Source organism: Candidatus Acidiferrales bacterium, assembly GCA_035934015.1.
Lineage (GTDB): Bacteria > Acidobacteriota > Terriglobia > Acidiferrales > UBA7541 > DAHUXN01.
Map to the genome: position 1 here is coordinate 1 of DASYYH010000013.1, position 6722 is coordinate 6722.

The 6722-nt window shown below is 58.1% G+C and carries 4 protein-coding genes; 2 read left to right on the forward strand and 2 right to left on the reverse strand.

Translation table 11 applies throughout. The features are described from left to right. Together VGR81_07220 and VGR81_07225 are read right to left on the reverse strand one after the other, a co-directional pair. Positions 1 to 2682, reverse strand: a 2682-nt coding sequence (locus VGR81_07220; GenBank protein HEV2288725.1) for a glycoside hydrolase family 38 C-terminal domain-containing protein, incomplete at its 3' end; no start/stop codon positions are given. 70 nt (positions 2683 to 2752) lie between these two features. Further along, on the reverse strand, positions 2753 to 4072 hold the full coding sequence (locus VGR81_07225; GenBank protein HEV2288726.1) for a hypothetical protein: 1320 nt from the start codon (positions 4070 to 4072) through the stop codon (positions 2753 to 2755). Between the two features lie 202 nt (positions 4073 to 4274). Between VGR81_07225 and VGR81_07230 the strand changes: the two genes are divergently transcribed. Continuing rightward, complete coding sequence (locus VGR81_07230) at positions 4275 to 4625, forward strand: hypothetical protein (protein HEV2288727.1); 351 nt, start codon at positions 4275 to 4277, stop codon at positions 4623 to 4625. A gap of 217 nt (positions 4626 to 4842) precedes the next feature. After that, on the forward strand, positions 4843 to 6618 hold the full coding sequence (locus VGR81_07235) for a M20/M25/M40 family metallo-hydrolase (GenBank protein HEV2288728.1): 1776 nt from the start codon (positions 4843 to 4845) through the stop codon (positions 6616 to 6618). The last annotated feature ends 104 nt before the right edge of the window (positions 6619 to 6722 follow it).

Sequence of the window (6722 nt, forward strand, 5' to 3'; positions counted from 1 at the left end):
GACAACCGGCGCAGCAAACGAAATGCGAACATCGCGCCGCGGCTTGCCGTTCATTTCGACCAAGCGCACAACCTCGTCGTTGTGCTCTTCGGCTTTCTTGAAGACCATTACGCGAACGCTGTTGTTGCTGACTTTCAGCAACGAGAAAGTTTTGCCGAGTGCGCCACGGTGCTTCGTGGTCTGAAAGGCAATGAGTGGGGCGTCGAGACGGTACGCCTGCCAGGCCGTATCGCCGTCGCGCCAGCCGCCCGCGTGGCTCGAAAACCCGTAGAGAAATTCGTGATGGCCAAAATCCTGCGAGCCCTGGTCACGATAGGACTGGCCGGCGTCGCTGACACCCGGAGTGTAGAGGAGCGTGAGGCGCAACGTATTGTCGCTTGGTTTATCGGAGCCGGTCTTCACGCCGGAAAGAATTGTGACGCCGAAGCTGCCGCTTTGATCCGTGAGGTCGAACCAGCGATGCGAGGGCATCTCAAACATTTTTTCGTTGTCGGTGGGCCGCTCGATAGTTCCGGCGCCCCAATTGTAAGTTGCATGTTCATTCGAAGCGGTCAGCGGGAAAGTTGCTTTGAGAGCGGCTTCGCGAGTTTTCCAATCGATGGCGTTGGCGAATTCGATGCGATTGCCCGCATCGCCGGCGGAGAGACGAATTGTTTGCACGAATTTCGAACCTTCGGCTTCGCGGTCGATTCGGAGGGCGACGCGGACCGGACCGTTTTCGACAATGGTGATTTTTGCGGGACCGCCGACGTAACCACGCGGCGGCTTAGTCTGATCCGACCAGTCCATGTTCCACGCGGGCCATTGCGACGGCTTTTCGGTTTGGAAAGCGAGGCGCGCGGGAGCGGAAAGAAGTTCGCGATTTAGTTTTTTGTCGAAGATGCTCGAAACGTCGCCGTCGTGATTCAACTGGATGCGATAGCGGGCGTTTTCGAGGGAGGAATTCGTAACTTTGAGTTCGGAATTCGGCAAAGGCGCAGTTGCGGATGGCTGCACATCGTAAACCGCGAAGCCGGTCGATGGAACTTTAGCGAGGAACAAAACTCTCGCCACACCATTTTCGTCACCGTTAATTTGCGCGGAGACTTCCCTACCGTCGGGGCCGACGACGCGAATCCCTTGCGGAGCGCCGCCGGAAAAATTGATGTTCGCTTCAACGACGTCTTCGCGGTCGATGGACAATGGATTGTAAACGACGATCGGTGTGCCGGCGGCTTCCGTATTTAAATCAGACGCTACCGCCGAAGTGGCGCTCGTCAGCACTTGTGCGAATTGATTCATGGCGATGACGTCGTCGTTCCAGGAATATTCGTATGACTTGGGCGTCGCGGTGCCAGCCATGATGTCGTGGAACTGGCCGCCGAGCACGAGGCGCCAAGCGTGATTCAAACGCTCGAGCGGATAGGGACGTCCGCCGAGCCATGCGGCGCCGACGGACGCCTCTTCCGCGGCGTGAGCGAGATTTTCGTTTTCGCGGTTCCAGCGTTTGTGAACCTCTTCGGAAGTGAGCGAGCCGGCGGAGTGATTCGTCAATTCGAGGTCGCCCTGATAACGCGGCAAACCGGCGGTCAAATGCTCGGTGAGAATGTCTTTGAACATTTGATCGGCGTCAGAAGAAATAATGTGGAGAGGGCCAGTGCCCATGCGTACTTGCGGGCCTGCAGGCGGCGCGGATGCATTTTCGTTGTCGTCATCCTGATTGGGATTTCGCGGAGGAAGAGCGCCCATGCTTTTCGTCACCATTTCTTCGACGAGCCTGACTGAGTTCTCGTCGGGCGAGCCGCCGATGTCGCCGGTGCCGTAATAGTGATAGTCGGCGAAAACGCCGCTGACTTTGCCGTCCAGATCCACGCGCTTGGGCCAGTCGATGAAATTGCGCACGTCAGGAGGCCGCGTGCTCTTGGTGAGGTCGTAGCTGACGCCGCCGGAATAGCTTTCTGGGTTGAGAGCGGCGATCACGCTGCGGCCGTCAGGACCTGCCCAGACGCCGACATTGAACGGCGTGCCGGCGGGCGTTTGTTCCGGGGAATCGGGGCCGCCGACGGGCGCCGAGGAGCCCCAAGTCAATTTTTGCGTGGAGAAACCTTTGATTCCCGCGGCGGCAAGTATGCTGGGCAAATCCGCGGGAAAGCCGAAACAATCCGGAAGCATGTACTCGTCGCTGGCCTTGCCGAATTCGCGGCGAAAGTATTCGTTGCCGTAAAGAACCTGGCGAATGATGGATTCCGGCGAAGGCGAGTTGACGTCGTTTTCCTCCATCGACGAGCCTGCCGGAAACCACTGACCGGTGGCGACGTAGTGCTTCAGCTTTGCGAAATCGGAAGGATAATATTCGTCCATCATCATGTAGCGATTGGCGCCGGTCCAATTGAAGATGTAATGCGGATATTTTTGGAAGAGAGAGAAGTTCTTGCGCATCGTGTCGGGAAGATATTCCGAGATGACCTGCGGATACTCCCAGCGCCACTGTGTATCGAGATGGGCGTAGCCGACGAGGTAGAGCGTCGGCTGCTTCTTGAGGTCCGGCGCGTTAGCGTGCGCTGAAGTTTTTGCCTCAGGCGCAGCGGTTTTCTTGGTCTGAGCTGACGCGGCGCGCGGGAGCAAAATCAGCGTAAGTATCAGCGCGCATACAATTGCATTCACCTTCCAGAAGCAAATCACATTGCGAGGGGAAGTTTTCATTTTATCCATCCACTGCGGAGATTTGCGAACACCACATAAGACTAGAACGAACAATATGGCCGATCTGCCGCTACTTTTCCGCCGCCGCGGCGCGACGCTTGGCCTTAATCAATACGTCGATTGAATCGGGGCGGCCATTCCAAAAATCGAGCCGTATGCGGCCGTCAGGAAGTTGCTTTACCGTCGCGGGAATGGCGCTGGCGGTCAAATACCATCCCGCGGGCAAGACGACAGCGTTGCGCGAACGGCCAAAACTGCGGTCGAAAACCAGTTCGTCACCATCCAGACGGTAACTGACGGGCGCGGTGTACGTCTCTGAAATTCGCAAACGAGTCGATTGGCCTTTTTTCACCGGCGGAAACGGGATCACGACGACCTGCGTGGTTGGAGTTACAGGTTCGTTTCCCACGCTGATTTTGGCGGCGGCAAGCTCAGCGCCGGTCATGATGCGGCTTTGCAGTTTATCGCCTGTGTCGAGAATGTACGCTGAAGGATTTGAAACGGTGCTGCCTTCGCGGACGACGTTGAGATACTTGTCGGCGCCAGGACGCGACTCGGTGTAGTCGTGATAGAGGCTGAAGGAGTGAGTATCCGGCTGGTTGAGGAAGTAAACGATGTCGCGGTCCTGATGGGCGCGCTCGGAGAGGCGCTGACGTTCGGTTTCACCTTCGAATGGCGCTTCCCAACTGCGCGCTGAAGTTGGCGCGCGAGGCGCAGCGCCAGCCCCTGTTTGCGCGCCGAGTTTTGCTTTGACGATCAGTGGAGCTTCACCGGCGCTGCCGTTCATGAAACTGATTGAAACGCGGCCGTCCGGCTCGGTCAGAACTTGCGAAGGCACGTTGCAACCGACCAACTCATATCCCGCGGGGAGCACGATTTTGTTGCGTTTGATTCCGAGCGGGCGATTGAAAACGATTTTGTCGCCGTCGCGATAGTAGCTTTTCGCGTCTTTGTACGTTTTCAAGATTACGATGCGGCCCTGACCCTCCGGCGGCACGGGCCGGGCCAGAGTGACTTTGATGTAATCCGTGGCTGCATCGGCGTCCGTCATCAATGGATCCCTGCGTGCATCCGCGCCACTGACCACTTCGAAGTGAAGCGGTTCGCCCGTCATGGCATCGTAAACAGATTCGTCGCTGGCCACACTGCCCTTGCGGATCGGGTTAAAGAAATACTTCGCGCCAGCGGTGGTGGCTGTGATTTCGTAATAGATCTTGAAACTCGCGGTGTCGGGCGCGAGCAGTTCGTAACGTGTGTAGGCGTCCGTCTCCGTTTGACGAGTTGCCGATGGCGCGACACCCGCGCCAGACGGAGCCTGTTGCGCACGGACCGTAACAGCGCCCAGCAATAACGCAGTCAGGGCGAGCGTGCGAACCAATGCTCTGCGCATAAGTGGTCTCCTTAGCTCGGCATAATGCCGAATCGCGCCCACGCATCTTCTCCGAATTGCCGCGAGGTGTAAATAGGTGGAATTCGGCCGTGCCCGGGGCGAGCCGAGGAACAGGACGAGCCGGAACATGCAACCATTTGAAGTGGGAATTCGTCCCAAGAATTGTGCACTTGCGACGCATTTAGCCGCGGGAGAATCGAACATGAGAAAAATGCTGCTCGGAGTTTCGATGTTGTGCTTGCTGCTGTCGGCACCCAGCGGAATTGCGAAAGATCCGCCAAAGGACCAGCCAAAGCCCGTGAAACTTGTGCTGTCTCCCGCGTCAACGATTCCGACCGCCGATATTTTGAAGAATCTCCGCGTGAAGTGCCCGAACGTCTCGATCACGCTGGATTCGACGAAATCGGACTACATGCTCGAAGCGGGCGGCTGGCCCGGCAATTACAAGTTCACGATGTTCAAGCCGGGAGGGCAGGCGGTGTTTGCAACGACGACGCATATACTGAGCAATGCCGTGAAAGACGTCTGCGGATTCATTAAGACGCAAAAGTAAGAACCTCGCACCCGTAACCTCATGCCGTCCGAGATAAACGTTGTGTACAAGTCTACCCAGCCGTTGCCAGAGATGCGGGACTTGCGGCTTCGCGTCACGCGGCGAGGCTCGCGGCAAACACGCGACTGATGCATTGCCGCGCGAGGCGGCCAAGCGTATATTGTCGAGGACACAAGGAAGCAAAATAGAGATTTCCGGCAACATTTAGGAGGATTCCTTGGCGAAACGCTATGGGTATGTAGTGTGCTTTTTTCTGCTGGCGGCGCTGCCGCTAGTGGCGCAGGCTCCGGCACTTTCCGACATGTACGCGCAAATTCGCGCCGAAGAGACGAATAATTCGAAGATTATGTGGATCATCCATGAAGTTGCCGATGTGTACGGTCCGCGCGTGACGGGCACACCGAATCTGAAGGCGGCGGATGATTGGGCGGTTCGGACGATGACTTCGTGGGGATTGCAAAACGCGCATCTGGAGCCGTGGACTTTTCAGCCGCCGACTGCAGCGACACCAGTCCCTGGATGGGAAAACATGGAACTCTCGGCGGAAGCTGTCGGGCCGTTTCACGGGCAATTAATGGTCGAGCCGCTGGCGTGGACGCCGAGCACGCAAGGCACAGTTACGGCGAATGTTGTGATGCTGGTCCCGCCGGGACTCGCCGCAGTCGGCGGCGGATTTGGCGGCAGGCCGGGTGCTGCTGCGCCCGCCGCGCCGTCTTGGGCGCCTCCACCAATGCCGCAGCCGCAGAAGGAAGAGCGCCCGCAACAGCCCACGCGCGCGGAACTTGACGCCTATCTGAATTCCATGAAGGACAAAGTTCGTGGGGCGATCGTGCTGGTGGGCAATCATGTGGAAGTGCCAGAAGAGATGGATCCCGCGCCGATGCGCCGACCGGAGGATGAATGGAAAGCGCGCTTTGATCCCAACAATCCGCAGCGCAACCCGTTCGGAAATCGCCCGCAGCCGGCACCGTTGGGGCCGGGACAATTGTCGCGGCAAGAAGTGGCGAGGGCGGTCGATCAGTTCCTGGTCGACAATGGAGCGCTGGTGCGGATCAACGACGCGGGCCGGGCACACGGAGTGATCGTGGCGCAACAGAACAATACGTACGACTGGTCGAGAACCGTGCCCACACTTGTGATGCGCAATGAGGATTATGGGCGCATCTCGCGCATCGTCGCCGATGGCACACCGGTGACGCTGCGCATCAACATTCAAAACAAGGAATACCCCGAGGGCACGACCGTCTATAACGCAATTGGCGAGATTCCCGGCACCGACAAGAAGGACGAAATTGTGATGCTAGGAGGCCACTACGATTCCTGGCATGACGCGACGGGCGCCACCGACAACGGTATCGGCTCGTCGATGATGCTGGAAGCAGTGCGAATACTGGCATCGCTTCACGTGAAACCGCGAAGAACGATTCGTGTGGCGCTGTGGAGCGGCGAAGAAGAGGGTTTGCTGGGCTCGCTCGCTTACGTCAAGCAGCACTTTGGCAGCTTCGAAGATCCCAAACCCGAGTACGCAAAACTGGACGCGTATTTCAACATTGATTCCGGCACAGGCAAGCCCCGCGGCGCGAGCGTATTTGGTCCCGCGGATGCGGTTACGATGGTTCGCGACGCGCTGATGCCGTTTCAAACTTGGGGATTCACGGGCGTGAGCGCAAGCGCGAGCCGGGCGACGGGCGGAACAGACAGCACTTCATTCAACAACGCGGGACTGCCGGGTATCGGCCTGGCGCAGGACCCATTTGACTACGGCAGCTTCACGCATCACACCAATCTGGACACGTATGAGCGGATTTACGAAGAGGACGTGCGCGAAGGCGCGGTGGAAATTGCATCGGCCGTGTACGCAGTGGCAATGGCCGATCAAATGGTACCTCGTTACAAGGCAGAGGACATGCCCAAGCCCGTGCCGGAGCCTGGCCCGGGATCATTAGCCACTCCCGCGCAACGTGCCGCGACGGGCGCAGGGGCAAACAAGTAAGCTGGCGGGACCAGCAACGATTCCTGAATTTTTTTGAGAGTCAGCAACAACAAGAGGGGTGGTGCGCCCGGAGAGATTCGAACTCCCGACCTTCTGGTTCGTAG